A 21,771-nucleotide genomic window follows, 5' to 3' on the forward strand; every position below is an offset into this window, starting at 1 on the left:
ATGAATATTAATGAAATCTATCATAGCAGACTAAAGACTATACCTGAGGCGTTAAAGCTAATTAAATCAAATGATTTCCTTGTGATTGGCCTAGGAGGAAGTGAGCCCATTAGTATATTGAATGAGCTACATACAATAAAGGATAATGGAGTTAATGGCTGTGAACTAAGTAATACATTACCCTTTGGAAATTATGAATTCATGATAAATCCAGACTATAAGGATACAGTCCATGTTAATGGGTGGTTCTACACCCCAACCATGAGAAAGCATCATCAAAAGGGGCATTTATCATTCCAACCTCAGCACCTTCATTTGGCACTGACTAAGAGACTTTATGCCATGGAAGGAAGAAGAAAGATATTATTAACTACATGCTCGCCAATGGATAAGCACGGATATATAAGCCTATCAATAGGTAATACCTACGAAATGCAGCTAATCGAATCAGGTGATGACGTAGTAATAGTAGAAGTCAATGAGAACTTTCCAAGAACCTTTGGAGACAATCAAATACATGTAAGCAAGATAAATGCAATAGTAGAAACCGATAGACCAATTCCTAGTCTACCAATACTACCCTTTAATGAGAAGGATAAAAAAATAGGCCAATATATAGCTGATTTGATTGAAGATGGTTCAACAATTCAACTGGGAATTGGAGGAATACCAAATGCAGTTGCTGAAGCCTTGAAGGTTAAAAAGCATTTAGGAATTCATACAGAAATGTTTACCGATGGGATGGTTGATCTCATAGAATGTGGTGCTGTAGATAACTCAATGAAGACTTTGTATAAAGGTAAATCCGTATGTACATTTGCATTAGGAACTCAAAAATTATATGAATACCTGGATGATAATCCTACGGTGCTGTTTATGCAAGGTGAATGGACGAATGATCCATATGTAGTGGGTCAAAATCATAAAATGGTCTCCATAAATACGACGATAGAGGTTGATTTAGCAGGTCAATGCTGTTCAGAATCAATAGGACATAAACAATTTTCGGGAACCGGTGGTCAAGCTGATACTGCAATAGGTGCACAAAAGAGTCACGGCGGAAAATCCTTTATAGCTCTTTATTCAACTGCGAATGTTAAGAATGAGAATGGCGATAGAGTCACAGTATCTAAGATCGTGCCCACGCTGAAGCAGGGAGCAGCAATAAGTCTATCTCGGAATGATGTTGACTATGTAGTCACAGAATATGGTGTTGCATGGCTTCGGGGACAAAGCATTGGGGAAAGAGTGAAGAGACTTATCAATATTGCCCATCCAGATTTCAGAGAAGAGCTGAGATTCGAAGCGGATAAACTTATGTTTTGGTAAAAAAACTAATAAACATTATAGTGCTTTTTCAGAGAAAAGCTAGAATAAAGGGGCTGTTTCATAAAGGAATCTTATGAGACACCCTTTTCATTTTGAAAAATTTTCTAACTATATAATATATGATATTATAGTATTGACTGGATATTCTTGGATTGAGAACATAAGAGGAGATGAAGTAAATGGAAGCTGCAATATCTACTAGTGGAAGAATCAAATCCTTTGATAATACCAACCTATACTATATGAAAGATACGACAATAAAGCCAAGAGCGATTGTTATAATAATACATGGATTTGGTGAACATCTAGGACGATATGAATATGTAAAGGATAAATTAATACAGTATGGCTATGGTGTATTTAGATTAGATAATAGAGGTCATGGAAAATCCGAGGGTGAAAGAGGTCATATTAATCACTTTAAAGATTTTGCTAAAGATGTAGATGCATTTACTGATCTTGTTAGAAAAGAAAATCCCAATATACCTATATTTGTGCTAGGTCATAGTATGGGTGGGTTTATATCGGTGCTATATGGAATATTGTACAAAAATAAAATAGATGGACAAATCCTATCGGCTGCTGCTACTATGACTCCAAGCAGAGTAAAGGGAGTTAAGGTTAAGGCCTTAAAGCTTGTTAATAAAGTTTTTCCTAAAATACGCATGAAAAATCCAATGCTTAGATATTTACTTAAAAATGGCGAGGATGAATTGGTTTTAAGAAGTGCTACGTTAAATCTTTATACGCAATTTCTAGCCGATGGTATTGAATGGATTAGAGAAAACTTTGAAAGCTATGAGTATCCTTGCTTGATACTACATGGTGGAGATGATAGAGAAATAGCAAAGGAAGCATCGGAACAATTGTACTCTTCAATTTCATCGGTTGACAAGGAAATTAAAATATACGATGGACTCTATCATGAAATGATAAAGCAAAAAGATAGGGATATGGTTTTATATGATATACATAAATGGATAGAAAATAGAATTAATTAATATAGTATATTGCTTTACGGTCTAGTTCCACGCTTGTAAGGTTTAACTTACTCAAGTTTTATTGGCGTAGAACTGTATTGATAACCTAATCTAGGATGAACTATATTTTCTTAGATTTGTTTATAATAGTTATTAAATAATATGATAAAAGAAACTAAATGGCGAGGAGAGTGGTTAGAATGAAAGAAATGGTAAATGATAAGGATAAACTTGTAGTTTTATGGACGAGTGGAGACAGAGATGTAGCTTTAAAAATGGTATTCATGTACACTCTTAATGGAAAAATGAGAGGTTGGTGGGATGATATCCGATTAGTTGTTTGGGGACCATCTTCTAAACTACTAAGTACAGATATAGAGCTTCAAGACTATATTAAAAAAATAATTGAAGAGGGTGTAGTGGTAGAAGCTTGTAAAGCCTGTGCCGATAGCTATGGAGTATCTTCAGAATTAGAGAATCTAGGTATACCTGTAAAGTACATGGGTGAGCCTCTCACTGATTATTTAAAGAGTGATTGGAAAACTATAACTTTCTAGGGTCTTGAATTTGGAGGAAGAGAATGGAGAACAACAAGAATATATTATGGGAATTGTTTAGTGTATTTTTTAGAATAGGCCTTTTTACAATTGGTGGAGGCTATGCCATGCTGCCTATGCTTCAAAGAGAGGTAGTAGAAAAATATGAATGGGCAACTGATGAGGAGATAATGGATTACTATGCCATAGGCCAATCTACTCCAGGGATTATTGCCATTAATACAGCAACATTTATTGGATTTAAGAAAAAGGGCGTTATTGGAGGGATTATAGCCACACTAGGTATGGTTGCACCCTCATGGGTTATCATAATGTCCATAGCAGCCTTTTTCCAACAATTCGCAGATAATCCATGGATGAAAAGTGCTTTCTCCGGTATACGTGTTGTAGTTTTAGTACTGATTTTAAATGCAGTGATAAAAATGGGTAAAAAAGCCATTACCAATTGGATTGGTATAGTCATAGGTATCATAGCCTTTGTGGCAGTTGCATTTTTAAGTATTTCACCGATTTATATTATTATTTCTGCTGGGCTTGTTGGCATTTTAATAAATACCCTAAGGATGAGAGGAAATCAAATATGATGGAGCTGCTTAGGATTTATTGGATTTTTTTTAAAGTAGGCTTATTTACTATTGGTGGAGGGTTAGCAGCTCTTCCTTTATTACAAAATGAAGCAATAACGAGAGGTTGGGTTACGGAAGCTCAATTTGCAGATATGATTGCCGTTTCACAATCTACCCCCGGTCCTATTGGCATCAATATGGCTACATATGCAGGTTTTAATGAGATGGGAATTATGGGGTCAGTAGTAGCGACAATAGGAATGGTGACACCATCAATTATTATAATTTGTATCATCGCTAAGTTTCTGGTACATTTCAATGAAAACAAATTGGTACAAGGTGTTTTTGTAGGTTTAAGGCCAGCTGTAACAGGTCTTATTGGAGCAGCAGCCTTTAGTATCGCTTTAATTTCAATATTTAATCTTGAACTTTTTAAATCTACCAGCAGAATAGTAGATTTGTTCAACTTTAAAGCATTAATAATGTTTGGGATATTTATGTATGCTACAAATAAATGGAAATATCACCCGATATTTTATATAGTAACCGCAGGATTGATTGGGCTATTCATTTTTTAAACCTGGATTATTCATGAAAAGTTTGAAAGGGTGCAAGTAATTTTGAATTCTAAGGCTTTTATCAAGTTCGAAGGCATACCAAGACGGTACGTCGAGAATTTGATGGATGTCTTAGAATCAAAAGAACGCAGCAGAGTTCTGAAATTTTTATGAATAATCAAGGTTAAACAATATTCTTTATAAAAAACTTTATTCTAATTCAGAAAAATTACAGAGAACTCCTTATATGAAAATCAGTTTGAAAACCGTAATATAAGAAATACTGAGGTGATATTAAAAGGGGGATCATGAATGAATTTTGATGGGTTACAATACAAATATACCTCACAAAGAAGCGTAGTATATGCAAAGAATGGTATGGTAGCAACATCTCAACCACTGGCAGCACAAGCAGGGTTAGACATCTTAAAGAAAGGTGGAAATGCTATAGATGCAGCTATAGCAACAGCGGCATGTTTAACAGTTGTTGAACCCACATCAAATGGCATAGGTGGAGATGCTTTTGCCTTAGTTTGGACTAAGGGAAAATTGCATGGACTGAATTCCAGCGGTCCTGCACCTAGGAGCATATCCATAGAGGCATTAAAAAATAAAGGCTATAAAGAAATTCCGAAGTTTGGTGTAATACCGATAACTGTACCTGGAGCACCAGCGGCGTGGGCGGAATTATCGCAGAGGTTTGGTAAATTACCACTTTCTGAAGTTTTAAAGCCAGCCATCAAATATGCCCGTGAAGGATATCCAATTTCACCATATGTAAAAAAAGCTTGGGATCGGGCCTATGAAATATATAAGAAAGAGTTAAAAGGAGACGAGTTTAAACCTTGGTTTGAAACATTTGCAAGGGATGGAAGAACTCCTGAAATGGGAGAAATATGGTCTTCTCCTGATCATGCCGATACATTAACCTCTATAGCAGAAACTAATGCTGAATCCTTTTATCATGGTAGGATAGCTGATAGAATAGACGACTTCTTTAAAAAGCATGGAGGATATTTGAGAAAAGAAGATTTGGAAGACTTTAGGCCTGAATGGGTTGAGCCTATCAAGGTAAATTATAGAGGCTATGATGTGTGGGAAATTCCACCTAATGGACAGGGATTGGTTGCACTTATTGCATTAAATATACTTAAAGGCTTTGATTTTAGTGAAAAAGACTGCTTACAAACCTACCATAGGCAAATAGAAGCCATGAAGCTTGCCTTTGCAGATGGACAAAAGTACATAACAGATGCTAATAGAATGAAGATTAAGGTAAAAGACCTGCTTTCAGATGAATATGGAGCCGAAAGAAGAAAGCTGATTGGAAGAGAAGCACTAACGCCAGAGGCGGGAGAACCAGACAAAGGTGGAACTGTTTACCTAGCTACAGCAGATGGCGAGGGAAATATGGTGTCATTTATACAAAGTAATTACATGGGATTTGGATCAGGAATAGTAGTTCCGGGAACGGGTATAAGCTTACAAAATCGTGGACATAATTTCTCATTTGATAAAACCCATGACAATTGTTTAGAACCTGGCAAGAGAACCTATCATACCATCATTCCCGGATTCTTAACTAAGGATGATAAACCTATAGGACCCTTTGGGGTGATGGGTGGATTTATGCAACCACAAGGTCATGTTCAAGTTATCATGAATGCAATAGACTTTGGGTTAAATCCTCAGGTTGCTTTAGATGCGCCACGTTGGCAATGGGTAAAGGAGAAGACAATAAATCTAGAACACAAATTTGAAAATCATATTGCTCAAGCCCTAGCAAGAAAGGGTCATGATATAAAGATACAGGCTGATTCAACAGGATTTGGACGGGGACAAATTATCTGGAGGAATAAGGATGGGATTCTTTGTGGAGGAACTGAGCCTAGGACAGATGGAACTATAGCGGCATGGTAAGAATCCTTATCATAGACTTTTTTACATATAAAAATATTTATTTATTCATATCAATAAATAAATATGAAAAAAATCCTTGACAACCTAATAGGGATATCTTATAATTGTTACAACAAGTTAACAAACTTAAAGACTGTGAAGAGAAGAGTAGATATAAGGCAGAGTTTAAGCGAACTGGTTATGGTGGGAGTCCAGTACAAAGTCTATATTGAAGAACATCTCTGAGTTTCTAACCGAAAGCCATAGTGGTGAGTAGACTTAGACGGAGCCAAACCGTTATTTGTTGGGCAGTATCGAATAGAAGTTTATCTATTCCGTATATGTTGAGTGAGCAATATTTTGCTAATTTGGGTGGTACCGCGGAAGCAAGCCTTTCGTCCCTTGTTATAGGGATGAAGGGCTTTTTTTATTGTTTTGGTTTTATAGTTCACATTATTTCGTTCACAGAAAGATCACTGTCAACTAATATTTGTCAACTATTAGCCAGTCCGGACGATAAATAAAAAAACAATTAAAATGCTTTAGTGGTTTACAGGAATAGATAAATCTGATTTCACAAAAATAATAAAGAGTGCAAATTATCAATTGACATATAATTCAAATTATCTGACTTAAAAATATATTTTGAGAATAAAAAAGGAGGAGTTTTATTATGAAATCTTTAGAAAAGGCGCTAATTATACCAAAGGAATATAAATCAAAAATGAATTTAATAGATACAGAGATTGGAATAAAAAAAATTAAGGACTTTTTTCAAGGCAGCTTATCTTCAAAGCTTGATTTAACAAGAGTATCAGCACCACTTTTTGTTAGACCGGAAACGGGATTAAACGATGATCTAAATGGTATTGAAAGACCTGTAGCATTTGATGTATTAGGAATTGGTGGAAAGGAAGTTCAAGTTGTACACTCATTAGCTAAATGGAAGCGTATGGCATTAGCTAAATATGGATTTGAAATGGGTAAAGGATTATACACTGATATGGATGCCATAAGAAGAGATGAAGAACTTGATAATCTGCATTCAATATACGTTGACCAGTGGGACTGGGAAAAGATCATTGCTAAGGAAGAAAGAACCGAAGAAACTTTAAGAGGTATTGTAGAAGAAATATACAGTGCATTTAAAGCTACTGAGGAAGAAATCTGTGATATTTACCCTCAACTTGAAAAGCAGCTTCCAGAAGAAATATTTTTCATCACATCACAGGAGCTTGAAGACAGGTATCCTGAGTTGACTCCTAAACAAAGAGAAGATGCCATAACTAAGGAAAAGGGTGCAGTGTTTGTGATGCAAATAGGTGGAGAGCTTGAGTCTGGTATAAAGCATGATGGTAGAGCTCCTGACTATGATGATTGGAGTTTAAACGGCGATATACTATTCTGGTATCCGGTTTTAGAAATGGCTTTTGAAGTGTCATCTATGGGAATAAGAGTTGACGAAGAGGCCCTAGAGAGACAATTGGAACTGTCAGGTTGTGAAGACCGTAAAGAGTTTTCATTCCATAGAGATTTATTAGAAGGTAAATTACCATATACAGTAGGTGGAGGAATAGGTCAATCAAGAATGTGTATGTTTTTCCTTCAAAAAGCTCATATTGGGGAAGTTCAAGCTGCAATTTGGCCTAAGGATATGATAGAAGAATGCGAGAAAGCAGATATAATGTTATTATAAAAATATAAAAAGTTGACAAGATGAAAACCTTGTGAGTGTGATTTGTTATTAGTTTAAAAAAGGTCAACAGATTTAATCTGTTGACCTTTTTTAGGACTTATAGGACTCTATAGTTTGTTTTATATACTTTACTGTTTTACAGACTGCATCCTCTATAGTAAAATCAATTTGATTATTTAATATTCTTAAAAGCATACCTTGATAAATTAAAAGAATCATTTCGTTTATTTCTTCTAAATATTGTTCTCCAAAATAACCTTCATCGGAACATTTCTTAAGAACTGCCATATCTCTAATATAGATATTTTTTTCCATAAGCATTGGAAGCACATCAGTAGATTGATTTCCTAACTCCTCTGGAAATATGGAATAGTACTGTTGGATAACATCGTTAATTGAATCCCTATATTTATCGAAGAAAATAGTATAGTAAATTTTAGGTTTACTAAAGGAATGATAACAAAAGCACTCCCAAATACGTAAGAATTTATCTAAGGCATTTGTTGAATTTTTTAAATAATCCGGTAGACTAAGTGCATAGTCCTTCAAATACTTCATAGAAGCAAAGAAAAGTAAATGATCGAGGTCTTGAAAATAATTATATAAGGTGGCACTATTGTAGCCAGCGATATCTGCTACCTTCCTAATAGTGACTGCTTCTATCCCCTCTTTTTCAATAATTTGATTTGCGGCATCGATAAAATAACCCATCATCCGTCTTTTTTGTATTTTTTTCTTTCCCATTTCTATCACCAACTGTTGCGATTTAGTTCTGTTTAAGTCCTCTATTATTATAACATAATGAAAAAAAAATTAAACCCAGATTAATCATGGAAAATTTGAAAGGGTGCAAGTAATTTTGAGTTCTAAGGCTTTTATCAAGTTTGAAGGCATACCCACACGGTGCGTCGAAAACTTGATGGATGTCTTAGAATCAAAAGGACGTAGCAGAGTTTTAAATCTTCTATGAATAATCTAAGTTTAACCCAGATTACTCATAGAAAATTTAAATATGCAAGTGATTTTTAATTTCATGCAAATGTTTTAAATCGATTACTATGGAGTATATAAAGAATAACACTAATTAATTTAATTATTGTTAGAGATTGTTGACAAACCCGAATTTCTTCGTTGTAGCTTCAATCAAGAACCCTTACGTATGTATGTATACGCTGCGGTCTCTTACTTTCAGCACGCCTCGAACTTCAGATTTCTCAACAGTCTATCATCTTGTTGACTTTGTCAACAATCTGTAACACTAATTAATTTAATTAGTGTTACCAAATGTATTAGATATTATTTATGGTGAGATTTAGAAATGACTTAAAAGAAAATATAATCATGATTATATAATAAACAAATTTACAAAATAATCATAAGTGTGGTATAATAAATTCGAATTGAAAGGAACGTTTTCACACTAATGTTTATGTTGTATAATTTAAAATATGTATAATTATAGAAATAGAGTTATACATAATATTATTAAGCCATTTATGGTATATAAAAGGAGAGGCGCAAAATGCAAGGAGTATATGATGTTTTAATCATTGGATGTGGGCCAGCTGGTCTTGCTGCAGGACTATATTCTGCCCGTGCAAAAATGAAAACTCTAATCTTAGAAAAGGGTAAGACAGGTGGACAGATTGTAACTACAAATGAGGTTGCAAACTATCCTGGTTCAATCAGGGAAGCCACAGGTCCAAGCCTTATAGCTAGAATGGTAGAGCAAGCTGAAGAGTTTGGAGCAGAAAGAAAGATAGACGCTGTAGTTTCAGTTGATCTAAGCGGAAAAATTAAGGTTGTTAAGGGTGAAAAGGAAGAGTATCGTGCAAAGGTAGTTATTATCGCAACTGGTGCAACTCCAAGAAAATTAGGAGTTCCAGGTGAAGTAGAATTAACTGGTAAGGGAGTTTCTTACTGTGCTACATGCGACGCTGACTTCTTTACAGACCTAGAAGTATTTGTAATCGGTGGAGGAGATTCAGCTATCGAAGAAGCAATGTACTTAACTAAGTTTGCAAGAAAGGTTACAGTTGTTCATAGAAGAGATACATTAAGAGCAGCTAAATCTATCCAAGAAAAGGCATTTAAGAATGACAAGATAGAATGGATCTGGAATTCAGCACCAGAAGAAATTAAAGGTGAAGGAATTGTAGAATCAATAGTTCTTAAGAATAGAGAAACTGGTGAATTAACAGAATATCAAGCTCATGAAGATGATGGTACATTTGGAATATTCCCATTCATTGGATATCTACCTCTAAGCGATGTATTTAAGGATATGATAGATATGGATGATAGAGGATATATAATAACAGATGATGATATGAAGACAAATATCGGTGGAGTATTTGCAGCTGGAGACATTAGGCAGAAGTCACTTCGTCAGGTAGTAACAGCAGTTGCTGATGGAGCAATAGCAGCAGTTCAAGCTGAAAAATATATAGAAAACAATTTTGAGGAATAAATAAAAATTAAAATGGGAGGTTATTAAGATGATAGCAGTTGATAAGAATACTTTTGAAGAAGAAGTACTAAAGGCAGAAGGTTTTGTGCTTGTAGACTACTGGAGTGATGGTTGTGAGCCTTGTAAAGCATTATTACCAGATGTAGAAGCATTAGCAGAAAAGTTTGAAGGTAAGGTTAAGTTCTGTAAATTAAATACTACAAAGGCAAGAAGACTTGCAATATCTCAAAGAGTTTTAGGACTTCCAACTATAGCAATATATAAAGATGGAGAAAAAATAGAGGAAGTTACTAAGGACGATGCAAACAAAGCTAATATAGAAGCAATGATTGAAAAGCATATCTAATCTAGAGATTAACAAATTTAATTTATTAAGACCATAAAGGAAATTATGTTTATCTATAAAAAAAGAACATTAATTTCCTATGGAATAAAAATACATAAATAAGAAAGGATGGTACTAATGAGCATTCTTGAAGGTAAGAAAGTTATCATCATTGGTGACAGAGATGGTATACCTGGCCCTGCCATGGAAGAGTGTGTTAAGACAGTAGATAGTGCAGAAGTTATCTTCTCATCTACAGAGTGTTTTGTCTGAACCGCGGCAGGAGCTATGGACCTAGAAAATCAAAAAAGGGTTAAGGAATTAACAGAAAAGCATGGCGCAGAAAATATAGTTGTATTATTTGGTGCTGCCGAAGCTGAATCAGCAGGTCTTTCTGCTGAAACTGTTACAGCTGGAGACCCTACATTTGCTGGTCCATTAGCAGGAGTCCAGTTAGGACTTAGTGTATATCATGTAGTTGAGCCTCAGTTCAAAGAAGCAGTTAGCGAAGACGTATATGAAGAGCAAGTAGGTATGATGGAAATGGTTCTTGAAGTAGATGAAATCGTTGAAGAAATGTCATCTATGAGAAAGCAATTTTCTAAGTATTAATTTCTATAATACATAGGAAATTATAAACCTTTTAGAATTGTGTATAAATATAATTTCCGTATATGTGTTTCAAAAAAGTCAACATTATAAATCTTTATCAAAGACTTTTTTATAAATAAGAGTGTTAATTAATAAATTACCAATAAAATGGGTGATGAATTCATCACCCATTTTATTGAAATAAGCTAATAGCTGCTAGCTAATGGCTACTAGAAATATAGAGATTCAAACAAAATTATTGATTTATACACATCCAAAACCCCTAAAGCCATCGAATATTTGGATATGTATAAATCAAGTTTTGCTATATGAGCTCTATACAGAAAACTAGTACCTAATAGCTAGCAGCTAAATCATAAAATATTTTTGGAGGTGCAGAAAAAATGAATTATTCAGTAGTTAAGGCTGCAGGATACGTATTGGTTCATACCCCAGACATGATAATGCACAATGGAACAACTCAAACAACAGAAAAGATAACTAATCCTGATTCAGAATATCTTAAGAAGCTTCCAGAGCATATAAGACCTTACGCAGATGTTGTAAACTATGCTCCCAATCAGGTATACATTGGAAACCTTGCTCCAGCGGATTTAAAGAACTACGAAATGCCTTGGTGTGACAAGGATGTAGCTAATTCAGATAGATATGGTAAGTTCGGTGAGATTATGCCACAGGATGAATTCATCGGTCTTTTAAAGATGTCAGATGCTTTTGATCTTGTACAGCTTGAAAAGAGTTTTGCAGAGTCTGTTAAAGGAAAGCTTTCTTCTCATCCTCTATTTGATGAAGAAGATCTTGCTAAGATCAAAGAAGGCGTAGAGCTTTCTGAGATCGAGATGGAAGTTAATGAGCATCATGCAGAAGCTATTTACCATGATGGTAAGTTAATTGGTTGTGTTAAGAAGGCTCATGAGATTGATGTTAATCTTAATGCCCATGTTATGTATGAGAATTTAGTTGTTAAGGCTTCTGGATTCCTTGCTTTTAAACATTTATTATATAATAACAAGATTGACCCAGCTGCTGTTGAGTACGTTATCGAGTGTTCTGAAGAGGCATGCGGTGATATGAATCAAAGAGGTGGAGGAAACTTCGCTAAGTCTATCGCTGAGATGGGAAGAGCTGTTAATGCTACTGGTTCTGATACTAGAGGTTTCTGTGCTGCTCCTACTCATGCTTTAATTGAAGCGGCAGCTTTAGTTCAGGCTGGTGTTTATGAGAACGTTGTTATTGTTGCTGGTGGTGCTACTGCTAAGCTTGGTATGAATGGTAAGGACCATGTTAAGAAGGAACTTCCTATTCTTGAGGACGTTTTAGGTGGTTTTGCTGTTTTAGTTAGCAAGAATGACGGTGTTAATCCTATTTTAAGAACTGACCTTGTTGGTAGACATACTGTTGGTACTGGTTCTTCTCCACAGGCTGTTATTACTTCTTTAATTACTGCTCCTCTTGATAAGGGTGGCCTTAAGATTACTGATATTGATAAGTATTCTGTTGAGATGCAAAACCCAGATGTTACTAAGCCAGCGGGAGCTGGAGATGTTCCTACTTCTAACTACAAGATGATTGCTGCTATTGGTGTTAAGAGAAAGGAACTTGAGAGAAAAGAACTTGGAAGCTTCGTAGAAAAGCATGGTATGCCAGGTTGGGCTCCTACTCAAGGTCATATTCCTTCTGGTGTTCCATATTTAGGTTTTGCTCGTGAGGACTTAACTGAAGGTACTTTAAATAGAGCTATGATAGTTGGTAAGGGAAGTTTATTCCTAGGTAGAATGACTAACCTATTTGATGGTGTATCAATAGTTGTGGAAAGAAATCCAGGAAAAGCTGATGAGCAGAGTGCTGCTAGCAAAGAAGAAGTGAAAACTATGATAGCAGAAGCTATGAGAGACTTTGCGTCCCATTTGTTAAGCGAATAGGAGGGTCTAGAATGAGCGATCAAAAGGCTATGAAGAATATGCTTGGAAATATGTTCATGGAAATAGCTGATGCTATTGAAACTGGACAGTTTGGAAATAAGGTAAGGGTAGGTATTACTACTCTTGGTAGTGAGCACGGAACTGAGAATCTTGTAAAGGGTGCTGAGCTTGCTGCTAAAAGAAGTAGTGATTTTGAGATAGTATTAATAGGTCCAAAGGTAGAGACTGATCTTGAGATAGTTGAGGTAAATTCTGAGGACGAAATGCATAAGAAGATGGAAGAACTTTTAGATAGTGGTTATATTGGTGCTTGTGTTACTATGCACTATAATTTCCCGATAGGGGTATCCACTGTAGGTAAGGTTATTACTCCTGGTCTTGGAAAGGAAATGTACCTTGCTACTACTACTGGAACTTCTTCTGCCCACAGAACTGAGGCTATGGTGAAGAATGCTCTTTATGGAATCATCACTGCTAAGGCTATGGGGATTGAAAAACCAACGATTGGAATCCTAAATGTTGATGGTGCAAGACAGGTTGAGAGGGCTCTTAAGGAGCTAAGCAGCGGTGGGTATGAAATCAATTTTGGTGAATCTACCCGTGCCGATGGCGGATGCGTTATGAGAGGAAACGACCTTTTAAAGGGTGCCGTTGATGTAATGGTTACTGATACTTTAACTGGTAATATTATGATGAAGGTATTCTCATCCTATGCAACGGGCGGAAGTTATGAAGCCCTAGGCTATGGATATGGTCCAGGAATTGGAGAGGGATACGATAGAACTATCTTAATCCTTTCTAGAGCATCTGGTGTACCGGTTGCTGCGGGTGCTCTTCAGTATGGAGCTGCTCTAGCAAAGGGTAATCTAAAGGAAGTTGCAAAGAGAGAGTTTGAAAAGGCTAATAAGGCTGGTCTTAAGGCTATTTTAGAAGGTCTTACAAAGGATAACAAAAAAGCAGCTGCTTCTGAGGAAGAGGTAACGGCTCCTCCTAAGGAAGTTGTAACTGGTTCTATATCTGGTATAGATATTATGGATCTTGAGGATGCTGTTAGAGTACTTTGGAAGGAAGGCATCTACGCTGAAAGTGGTATGGGTTGTACTGGTCCTATTGTACTTGTAAGTGAAGCAAATCTTGAGGTAGCAACTAAGGCCCTTGCTAAGGCTGGGTTTGTTGCTGGTGAAGGTAATCCTTGCTAAATAGAGCATAAAAAACTAATGTAACAGTTTTTATTGTAAATAAATTAAAAATGTTGTATAATAATACGGTATAAAGCATACAATTCATATTTAAAAAATTGAAAAATAAATAATACAGTTACTGGATGAAGAGTTTGGGAGAGAGTCAATTCACTTGACCGCCGAAGGTATAAGCTATGACAAAGCCAGTTGTAGTGAAGATCTCAGGCCAAAGGACCATGCTTTGACAGTACTCTGGAAAGCTTAAACTATAAATAAGCGCCGACGGGGCAATTTCAATGATTTTAGCATTGTTGAAAGAAACTCTCAGGTTAATGACAGAGGAGTAAATGGCCACTTTAGAGTAGCCATTACTCCTTTTTTATTTATTTTAAAGGTAGATATGCACAGAAATAAAATAAATAAGGTTAAATCATCATGATTATTTTTTAAACATGATTGAAAATAAATCAAGATTATGTTATAATTAGATTGCGCCCAACTAAAAAATTATTTTTTAACTTATAACGACTTAGGCATAAACCTTGTTCATTTCGGCCAGGTAGTATGCCACTTTTTTTAATTAAAAATATGAAACCCCATAAGTAGTTTATTATTTTGATAAATTCAAAAATATAAACCATTTATGGGGTTTTATATTATATAAATAGATAAAATTAGAAATTTGTTTTAGCATAAGACTTTATGGCTTGTTTCATATATAATAGTGTTCGTCTTATGGCTTCATCGATAGTAAAATCAATTTGTTCATTTAATACTCTAACAAGCATTCCTTGATAAGTTAGTAAATTTATTTCATTAATTTCTTCTAAATCATCATGAGCCACTAAATCTTTAGGAATACAGGACTCGAGTATGAATCTATTTCTAATATATATATTTTGTCCTAATAGCATTGAAAGTATATCTTTAGATTGATTCCCAAGCTCTTCAGGAAAAATTGAGTAATACTCCTTGATATCATCATTTAATGAATTACTAAATCGATCAAAGAAAATCGTGTAGTATATTTTGGGTTTTTCAAATGAATGCTCGCAAAAGCATTGCCAAATCTTAAAGTACTTGTCGATGGAGTCTTTTGAATCCTTAAGATAATCAGGTAGCTTAAGTACATACTCCTTTAGATATTTCATAGAAGCAAAAAAGATTAAATGGTCCAAGTTTTCAAAGTAATTATATAGTGTAGCACTATTATATCCAGCAATATCTGAAACCTTTCTGATAGTAATAGCATCCACACCTTCAGTTTCTATGATTTGATTTGCTGCCTCAATAAAATAGCTCATCATACGTTTCTTTTGAAATTCTTTTTTGTCCATTATATTCACCCAACTAAATAAAAATTTTAGAAATATTTATAAATATTATAACACATATTAATTAAAGGTACGTAATATGACAAAAAAATCGAATTTAAATCATGAATATTTAATAAACGAATTTACAATATAATCATGGTTATGATATAATTGTATTAGTTAGAAAAATAACAAATAGTACACGACTATAAGATAACGTTTTCAGAAGAAAAAAATTCGTACGTTATTTTTCTAGAGAATAATACAAAAACGAAAGGAGTGTAAAAATGAAATTAGAAATCGGCAATTTTCATGTAAAGGATGTTGTCTTTGGAGAAAAGACAGCCTATGAAAATGGAATTCTAACTATCAACAAGGAAGAAGCCTTGGCAGTGGTAAGAGAAGATGAGCATATTACTGAAGCAGACATAATAATAACAAAGCCAGGAGACAGTGTACGTATAGTACCGGTAAAGGAAGCTATTGAACCAAGACATAGAGTAGGTGGAGGTCCAGTATTCCCAGGCGTAACTGGTGACCTTATGCAAGCAGGAGATGGAAAAACTCTAGCTCTTAAAGGCTGTAGTGTATTAGTAGTAGGCAAGCACTGGGGTGGATTCCAAGATGGATTAATAGATATGAGCGGAGAAGGTGCAAAGTATACACTATTCTCTCAGTTGCAAAATATTTGTCTAGTAGCAGATACTGATGAAGAGTTTGAAAAGCGCGAACAACAAAAGAAAAACCATGCTTTAAGATGGGCTGGAATGAGACTTTCAGAATATATAGGTAGCTGTGTAAAGGACATGGAGCCGGAAGAAGTAGAGACTTACGAATTAGCTCCGGTAACTAAGCGTTCTAAAGAAGTTAATGACCTTCCAAGTGTTGTATTAGTTTTACAACCTCAATCACAAATGGAAGAAATGGGATATAATGATTTAACATATGGATGGGATTGTAACCATATGGTTCCTACATTCATGCATCCAAACGAAGTACTAGATGGAGCTATGATCTCAGGATCATTTATGCCTTGTTCATCAAAGTGGTCAACATATGATTTCCAAAACTATCCTATGATTAAGCGTTTGTACGCAGAACACGGAAAAACAGTAAACTTCTTAGGTGTAATTATGTCTAATCTAAACGTTGCATTAGAGCAAAAAGAAAGAGCGGCTCAATTCGTAGCTCAAATTGCAAAGTCTTTAGGAGCAGACAGTGCTATAGTAGCTGAAGAAGGATATGGTAACCCAGATGCGGACTTTATTGCGTGTATCGTAGCATTAGAAGATGCTGGAGTTAAAACTGTAGGACTTACAAATGAGTGTACAGGTAGAGATGGTGCTTCTCAGCCACTTGTAACATTAGATCAAAAAGCAAATGCAATAGTATCTTGTGGAAACGTATCAGAGCTTATTGAGCTTCCACCAATGGAAATGGTAATAGGTGAATTAGAAGCATTAGCTAGAGACGGTTTATCTGGCGGATGGGCTGACGATGAGCTTCTAGGACCATCAGTAAGAGAAGATGGATCAATAATCATGGAAAATAACGCTATGTTCTGTGGAGACCGAGTAGCAGGTTGGTCTACTAAGACAATGGTAGAGTATTAAGGAGGTGTAGGAAAATGAAGAAAGCGATTCTTTACTTAAACCAATTCTTTGGACAAGTTGGTGGGGAAGACGTAGCAGATTTTGCCCCAGAAATAAGAGAAGGTCTAGTTGGGCCAGCAATGGCTCTTGATAAGGCTCTAGGTGATGATGTAGAAGTTACTCACACTATTATTTGTGGAGATAACTTCATGGGTTCAAGACAAGAAGAGGCAGTTGAAATCATTTTAGGATTTTTAAATGACTTAGAATTCGATATATTCTTTGCAGGACCTGCATTTAGAGCAGGAAGATATGGTTCAGCTTGTGGACATATATCTAAAGCAGTAAAGGAAAAGTTTGGGGTACCTGTAATAAGTTCTATGAATGATGAAAACCCTGGAGTTCAAATGTTCAGAAATGAAATGTATATATTCGAGGGTGGAAAAAGTGCTGCTGCCATGAGAAAAGATGTAACGAAAATGGCTAACTTCGGAAAGAAATTACTTTTCGGTGAAGAACTATTATCTGCAGCAGAAGAGGGATACTATGGAAGAGGTGTTAGACACCAGAAATGGTTAAGCTCAGAAACTCCAGCTACTGATAGAGTTATAGACATGCTTCTAAAAAAGGTTAATGGTGAAGAGTATGTTAGTGAATTACCAATACCAGAACTTGACTTAGTTCCAATAGCACCAGCTATTAAGGATTTAAGCAAGGCAAAGATTGCCTTTGCAACAACTGGTGGTATAGTACCAGTAGACAATCCTGATAGAATCCAATCTGCATCGGCTACAAGATGGGGTAAATATAATGTGGCTGAATTAGATAATCTTCCTGGAGGAGTTTATAAAACTATCCATGCAGGGTTTGACCCAGCTGCAGCAGATGCAAATCCAGATGTAATAGTGCCTTTAGATGCTTTAAGAGCATACGAAAAAGAAGGTAGAATAGGATCTATACATGAGTATTTCTACACAACAGTTGGAACAGGAACTACTCAAGCAGAAGCGGCGAGAATGGCTCAGGAAATCGTAGAGGATTTAAAGGCTGCCGGAGTTGACGCAGTTATCATGACTTCTACCTGAGGTACTTGTACACGTTGCGGTGCAACGATGGTAAAAGAAATAGAAAAGGCTGGATTTACAGTAGTACAAATGGCAAACTTGATTCCAGTTGCAAAGACAGTTGGGGCAAACAGAATGGTACCGACAATTTCGATTCCATATCCATTAGGAGATCCAAGTACTTCTGATGAAGAACAATGGAAACTTAGATATCATAGAGTTGGCGTAGCTTTAGATGCATTAGAGACAGAGATAAAAGAACAAACTGTTTTTAAGGTGAAAATATAAATTTAACTTATTTTGTTTATTTGATTTATATAGAGATTCCAGTCAAAACTATAATTTATACACATCAAAAATCCCCAGAACCACCGGATATTTTGATATGTGTAAACTAAGATTTACTTGGAATTCTCTATAATAAAACCGCGTCCTTATGGGCGAGGTTTTATCCTAAAGTCGTTATAAAATAATTTGATAGGGGGCGCACATATGCAAAAAAAGAATAATACTGTTTTTATTGTATCCCTGATAGTAGTGCTTATAATTGTTGCTTGGGGATTATTAGGACCAGCAAGCTTTGAGAAAGCAGGTAACGATTTATTTGCATTATTTGTTGGTAAGTTTGGGTGGTTTTACTTACTTTCTATGTTTTCATTTGTTGTATTTTCAATTTGGATTGCATTTAGTAAATATGGAAAGATAAAATTGGGGCCAGATGATTCAAAACCAGAATACTCATTAATTTCATGGTTTGCAATGCTTTTCAGTGCAGGTATGGGCGTAGGACTTGTTTTCTGGGGAGTTGCAGAGCCACTTAACCACTTTGTAAATCCATTAGGAATAGAAGGTGGAACAGCGGCGGCAGCAGATTTTGCAATTAAGAAGTCATTCTTCCACTGGGGATTACACCCATGGGCAAATTATAGTGTTCTAGCATTAGCTCTTGCATATATGCAATTTAGAAAGAATAAACCAGGTCTTATAAGTAGTGTTTTTATTCCATTAATTGGTGAAGAAAGAGTTAATGGACCAATAGGTAAGCTAATAGATGTCCTATCAGTATTTGCTACTGTTGCAGGTGTTGCTACATCACTTGGTATGGCAACTCTACAGACAACAAGTGGATTGAATTTCTTATTCGGTGTTCCAGAAACAAACGGCGTAAGAATAGTTGTAATAACAGTTATAACAATACTATTCATGATCTCAGCTGTTACAGGCTTAGATAAAGGTATTAAATGGTTATCAAATGCAAATGTTTCTTTATGCGGAATTCTTATAGTATTGGGACTAATCATTGGACCGACTATAATGATAATAAATACATTCACAAACAGCTTAGGACTTTATATAAGTACTGTTGTTAGAGAAAGTTTCCAGATAGACCCATTCGGAAATAATGAATGGTACGGTTGGTGGACAGTATTCTACTGGGCGTGGTGGATTGCTTGGGCACCATTCGTTGGAACATTCATAGCTCGTATTTCTAAGGGTAGAACTATTAAAGAATTCGTTGCGGGTGTTTTATTAGCACCTACATTAGCTTCTTTCATATGGTTTGCTGTATTCGGTACAATGGGTATAAATACAGGACTAGAAACAGCTACTGAAGCGATTAAGTCTACTTCAACTGCATACTTCGTAGTTATGAATCAATATCCAATGGGAACTGCTATTTCTATGGTTACAGTTGTTTTACTTACTACTTTCTTTGTTACATCAGCGGACTCAGCAACCTTTGTACTTGGTATGATGTCTTCTAATGGAGACCTTAATCCAACTACTAAAAGAAAGGTTACTTGGGGTGTTATTCAATCAGCATTGGCTTTATCACTTATGTTAGCAAGTGACAAGGCACTTGGAATGTTACAAACCGCATCTATAGCGGCTGCATTCCCATTTATCTTTATAATGCTGTTTGCTATGGTAGCGCTTGTTAAAGCGTTAAGACAAGAAAATATTTAATTATAATTAAAATTGAAAGGGTCAGCAGAAGAAATTCTGCTGGCTTTTTATGTGCAAAAAATTAGAAATCCGATATATGGTTGGTATGATTAGAGTTATAAACCGCTAAAACAATGAAATAGAGGGAATATAAAGGGATTAATCTTTGTATTGATAAAAATTATAGTAGCACTAGTACCTATAAAAAACTTCAATTTGAATGATGATGCTTCCTCCTATAAAATAAAGTAGCAACACTGATCAAATATAGTAAAATACTTACAAAATATAGCATTGGGAGGAAAAATAATGAAGAAAATTAGAAGGTCTTTTAGCTTAATTTTAATCTTATTATTTAGTTTAGGTATTTTTACTGGGTGTCAGGGGAATACAGAAGAGGCTAAAAAAATAGACGAGATACCAGTTGAAAATAAAGAAGAAAATATTAAAACAACTATTACTAAAGAAGAATTAATCAAAGAAATAGAAAATGATGAATTTGTAATTGTTGATGTTCGTAGTGAAGCTGCATATATTGGCTGGAAGCTTGAAGGTGAAGCCAGAGGTGGACATATTAAAGGTGCAATAGATTTTCCTTATCTATGGACAAAAAAGTTAAAAGAAAAAGAATTAAAAACTGCTTTAAGTGATAAGGGAATTAATTCAGAGAAAACTATTGTAGTATATGATACAAGTGGTGTAGAAAGCATGGCGATGGCTGAGGTTCTTAAGGGGTTAGGCTATGAAAATGTACTTATTTATGAAGCGGGTATGAAGGAATGGGCTGCTGATGACAGCTTACCAATAGAAAGCCTTAAAAACTATGAAAAGCTGGTTCATCCACAATGGATTGATGACGTAATTAGTAATAAAAATCCTGAAAATTATGATAGTAAAAGCTACAAAGTATTTGAAGTAAGCTGGGGAGAACCTAAAGACTATAACGAGGGACATATACCAGGAGCAATACACTTAGATACAAACGAAATAGAAGAAGAACCACTATGGAATCGTAAGTCGGATGAGGATTTAGAAAAAATGCTTTTAAAATATGGAGTAACCTATGATACAACAGTTATAGTATATGGTGCCGACAGCACTGCGGCAGCCCGTGCAGCTTCTATATTTATGTATTGTGGTGTAGAAGATGTGAGACTTTTAAATGGTGGATTTAATGCATGGAAATCAGAAGGGCATGAGGTTGAAACCACAGCAAATGAGCCAACACCTGCCCATAATTTTGGAGTACAAGTTCCTGCCCATCCAGAGTATATTATTGATACAAAGGAAGCAAAAGAGATATTAGCCAAAGATAATGAAGAGCTTGTTAGTATAAGAAGCTGGGCAGAATACTTAGGTGAGACCAGTGGTTATTCCTATATAAAGCCAAAAGGACGTATAAAGGGGGCTGTATGGGGGCATGCAGGATCAGATCCATACCATATGGAGGATTATCGCAGTGTAAATGGGACTATGAGAAATTATAAGGAAATAGCTAAGAACTGGAAAGATTTTGATATAACTGCCGATAAAAAATCAGCTTTCTATTGCGGAACTGGATGGAGAGCAAGTGAAGCTTTCTTTGATGCATACTTAATGGGCTGGGAAAATATCGCTGTATACGATGGCGGATGGTTTGAATGGAGTATGGATAAGTCTAATCCGGTGGATTCAGGAGAACCAAAGTAAGATAGTATTATATTTGAGGTAACTTCCTTATATGGGGTTGCCTCTTTTAAATAAATAATCATTTATAAA

At 35.4% G+C, this 21,771-nt stretch carries 18 protein-coding genes, 1 riboswitch and 1 other annotated feature; of the genes, 16 read left to right on the top strand and 2 right to left on the bottom strand.

Going from position 1 to position 21,771, the window contains the following annotated elements; all coding sequences use genetic code 11:
• The 7 genes from R9X47_RS20900 (at position 1) to asnA (ending at position 7,584) form a co-directional block, all read left to right on the top strand.
• Positions 1-1,329 carry an acetyl-CoA hydrolase/transferase family protein gene (locus tag R9X47_RS20900; RefSeq protein ID WP_432663022.1) on the top strand — a complete coding sequence of 443 codons (1,329 nt, stop codon included), beginning with the start codon at positions 1-3 and terminating at the stop codon, positions 1,327-1,329.
• A gap of 179 nt (positions 1,330-1,508) precedes the next feature.
• Positions 1,509-2,330, top strand: coding sequence for a lysophospholipase (locus tag R9X47_RS20905; RefSeq protein WP_432663023.1), 822 nt, complete (start codon positions 1,509-1,511; stop codon positions 2,328-2,330).
• Positions 2,331-2,509: 179 nt separating this feature from the next.
• On the top strand, positions 2,510-2,866 hold the full coding sequence (locus R9X47_RS20910; protein ID WP_432663024.1) for a DsrE family protein: 357 nt from the start codon (positions 2,510-2,512) through the stop codon (positions 2,864-2,866).
• A gap of 23 nt (positions 2,867-2,889) precedes the next feature.
• Positions 2,890-3,450, top strand: coding sequence for a chromate transporter (locus tag R9X47_RS20915; protein ID WP_432663025.1), 561 nt, complete (start codon positions 2,890-2,892; stop codon positions 3,448-3,450).
• The gene (locus R9X47_RS20920) at positions 3,447-4,010 is read left to right on the top strand and encodes a chromate transporter (protein ID WP_432663026.1); all 564 of its coding nucleotides are present in this window, start codon (positions 3,447-3,449) and stop codon (positions 4,008-4,010) included. The genes R9X47_RS20915 and R9X47_RS20920 overlap by 4 nt, the downstream gene beginning before the upstream one ends.
• A 291-nt stretch (positions 4,011-4,301) precedes the next feature.
• Positions 4,302-5,909 (top strand): gamma-glutamyltransferase, encoded by a 1,608-nt coding sequence (gene ggt, locus R9X47_RS20925; RefSeq protein ID WP_432663027.1) that lies wholly within the window; start codon positions 4,302-4,304, stop codon positions 5,907-5,909.
• A gap of 126 nt (positions 5,910-6,035) precedes the next feature.
• Positions 6,036-6,294 (top strand) — a binding site (T-box leader).
• Positions 6,295-6,561: 267 nt separating this feature from the next.
• On the top strand, positions 6,562-7,584 hold the full coding sequence (gene asnA / locus R9X47_RS20930; protein ID WP_432663028.1) for an aspartate--ammonia ligase: 1,023 nt from the start codon (positions 6,562-6,564) through the stop codon (positions 7,582-7,584).
• A 90-nt stretch (positions 7,585-7,674) separates the two neighbouring features.
• Here the strand turns inward: asnA and R9X47_RS20935 are convergent, their stop codons facing one another.
• Positions 7,675-8,328, bottom strand: a complete 654-nt coding sequence (locus tag R9X47_RS20935; protein WP_432663029.1) for a TetR family transcriptional regulator — start codon at positions 8,326-8,328, stop codon at positions 7,675-7,677.
• Between the two features lie 778 nt (positions 8,329-9,106).
• Here R9X47_RS20935 and trxB point away from each other — a divergent pair.
• From trxB to grdD, 5 genes are all read left to right on the top strand, one after another.
• On the top strand, positions 9,107-10,054 hold the full coding sequence (trxB, locus tag R9X47_RS20940; RefSeq protein ID WP_432663030.1) for a thioredoxin-disulfide reductase: 948 nt from the start codon (positions 9,107-9,109) through the stop codon (positions 10,052-10,054).
• 28 nt (positions 10,055-10,082) lie between these two features.
• A complete protein-coding gene (trxA, locus tag R9X47_RS20945; RefSeq protein ID WP_432663031.1) occupies positions 10,083-10,400 on the top strand; it encodes a thioredoxin TrxA in 318 nt (105 codons plus the stop codon).
• Positions 10,401-10,517: 117 nt separating this feature from the next.
• Positions 10,518-10,991 (top strand): glycine/sarcosine/betaine reductase complex selenoprotein A, encoded by a 474-nt coding sequence (grdA, locus tag R9X47_RS20950; RefSeq protein WP_432663032.1) that lies wholly within the window; start codon positions 10,518-10,520, stop codon positions 10,989-10,991.
• Positions 10,992-11,374: 383 nt separating this feature from the next.
• Positions 11,375-12,913 (top strand): glycine/sarcosine/betaine reductase complex component C subunit beta, encoded by a 1,539-nt coding sequence (gene grdC / locus R9X47_RS20955; protein WP_432663033.1) that lies wholly within the window; start codon positions 11,375-11,377, stop codon positions 12,911-12,913.
• Positions 12,914-12,924: 11 nt separating this feature from the next.
• Positions 12,925-14,112 carry a glycine/sarcosine/betaine reductase complex component C subunit alpha gene (gene grdD, locus R9X47_RS20960; RefSeq protein ID WP_432663034.1) on the top strand — a complete coding sequence of 396 codons (1,188 nt, stop codon included), beginning with the start codon at positions 12,925-12,927 and terminating at the stop codon, positions 14,110-14,112.
• Positions 14,113-14,237: 125 nt separating this feature from the next.
• Positions 14,238-14,341, top strand: a riboswitch (glycine riboswitch).
• 427 nt (positions 14,342-14,768) lie between these two features.
• On the opposite strand, the gene R9X47_RS20965 is transcribed toward grdD, so the two are convergent.
• The gene (locus R9X47_RS20965) at positions 14,769-15,431 is read right to left on the bottom strand and encodes a TetR family transcriptional regulator (RefSeq protein ID WP_432663035.1); all 663 of its coding nucleotides are present in this window, start codon (positions 15,429-15,431) and stop codon (positions 14,769-14,771) included.
• 266 nt (positions 15,432-15,697) lie between these two features.
• On the opposite strand from R9X47_RS20965, the gene R9X47_RS20970 reads away from it, so the two are divergent.
• From R9X47_RS20970 to R9X47_RS20985, 4 genes are all read left to right on the top strand, one after another.
• Positions 15,698-17,023 carry a glycine/sarcosine/betaine reductase component B subunit gene (locus R9X47_RS20970; protein ID WP_432663036.1) on the top strand — a complete coding sequence of 442 codons (1,326 nt, stop codon included), beginning with the start codon at positions 15,698-15,700 and terminating at the stop codon, positions 17,021-17,023.
• Positions 17,024-17,037: 14 nt separating this feature from the next.
• A complete protein-coding gene (gene grdH / locus R9X47_RS20975; RefSeq protein ID WP_432663037.1) occupies positions 17,038-18,354 on the top strand; it encodes a betaine reductase selenoprotein B in 1,317 nt (438 codons plus the stop codon).
• Positions 18,355-18,558: 204 nt separating this feature from the next.
• On the top strand, positions 18,559-20,034 hold the full coding sequence (locus tag R9X47_RS20980; RefSeq protein ID WP_432663038.1) for a glycine betaine uptake BCCT transporter: 1,476 nt from the start codon (positions 18,559-18,561) through the stop codon (positions 20,032-20,034).
• A 288-nt stretch (positions 20,035-20,322) separates the two neighbouring features.
• Positions 20,323-21,702, top strand: coding sequence for a sulfurtransferase (locus tag R9X47_RS20985; RefSeq protein ID WP_432663039.1), 1,380 nt, complete (start codon positions 20,323-20,325; stop codon positions 21,700-21,702).
• Positions 21,703-21,771: the final 69 nt, after the last annotated feature.

It is taken from the genome of Wukongibacter baidiensis (assembly GCF_050888315.1).
GTDB lineage: Bacteria > Bacillota > Clostridia > Peptostreptococcales > Caminicellaceae > Wukongibacter > Wukongibacter baidiensis.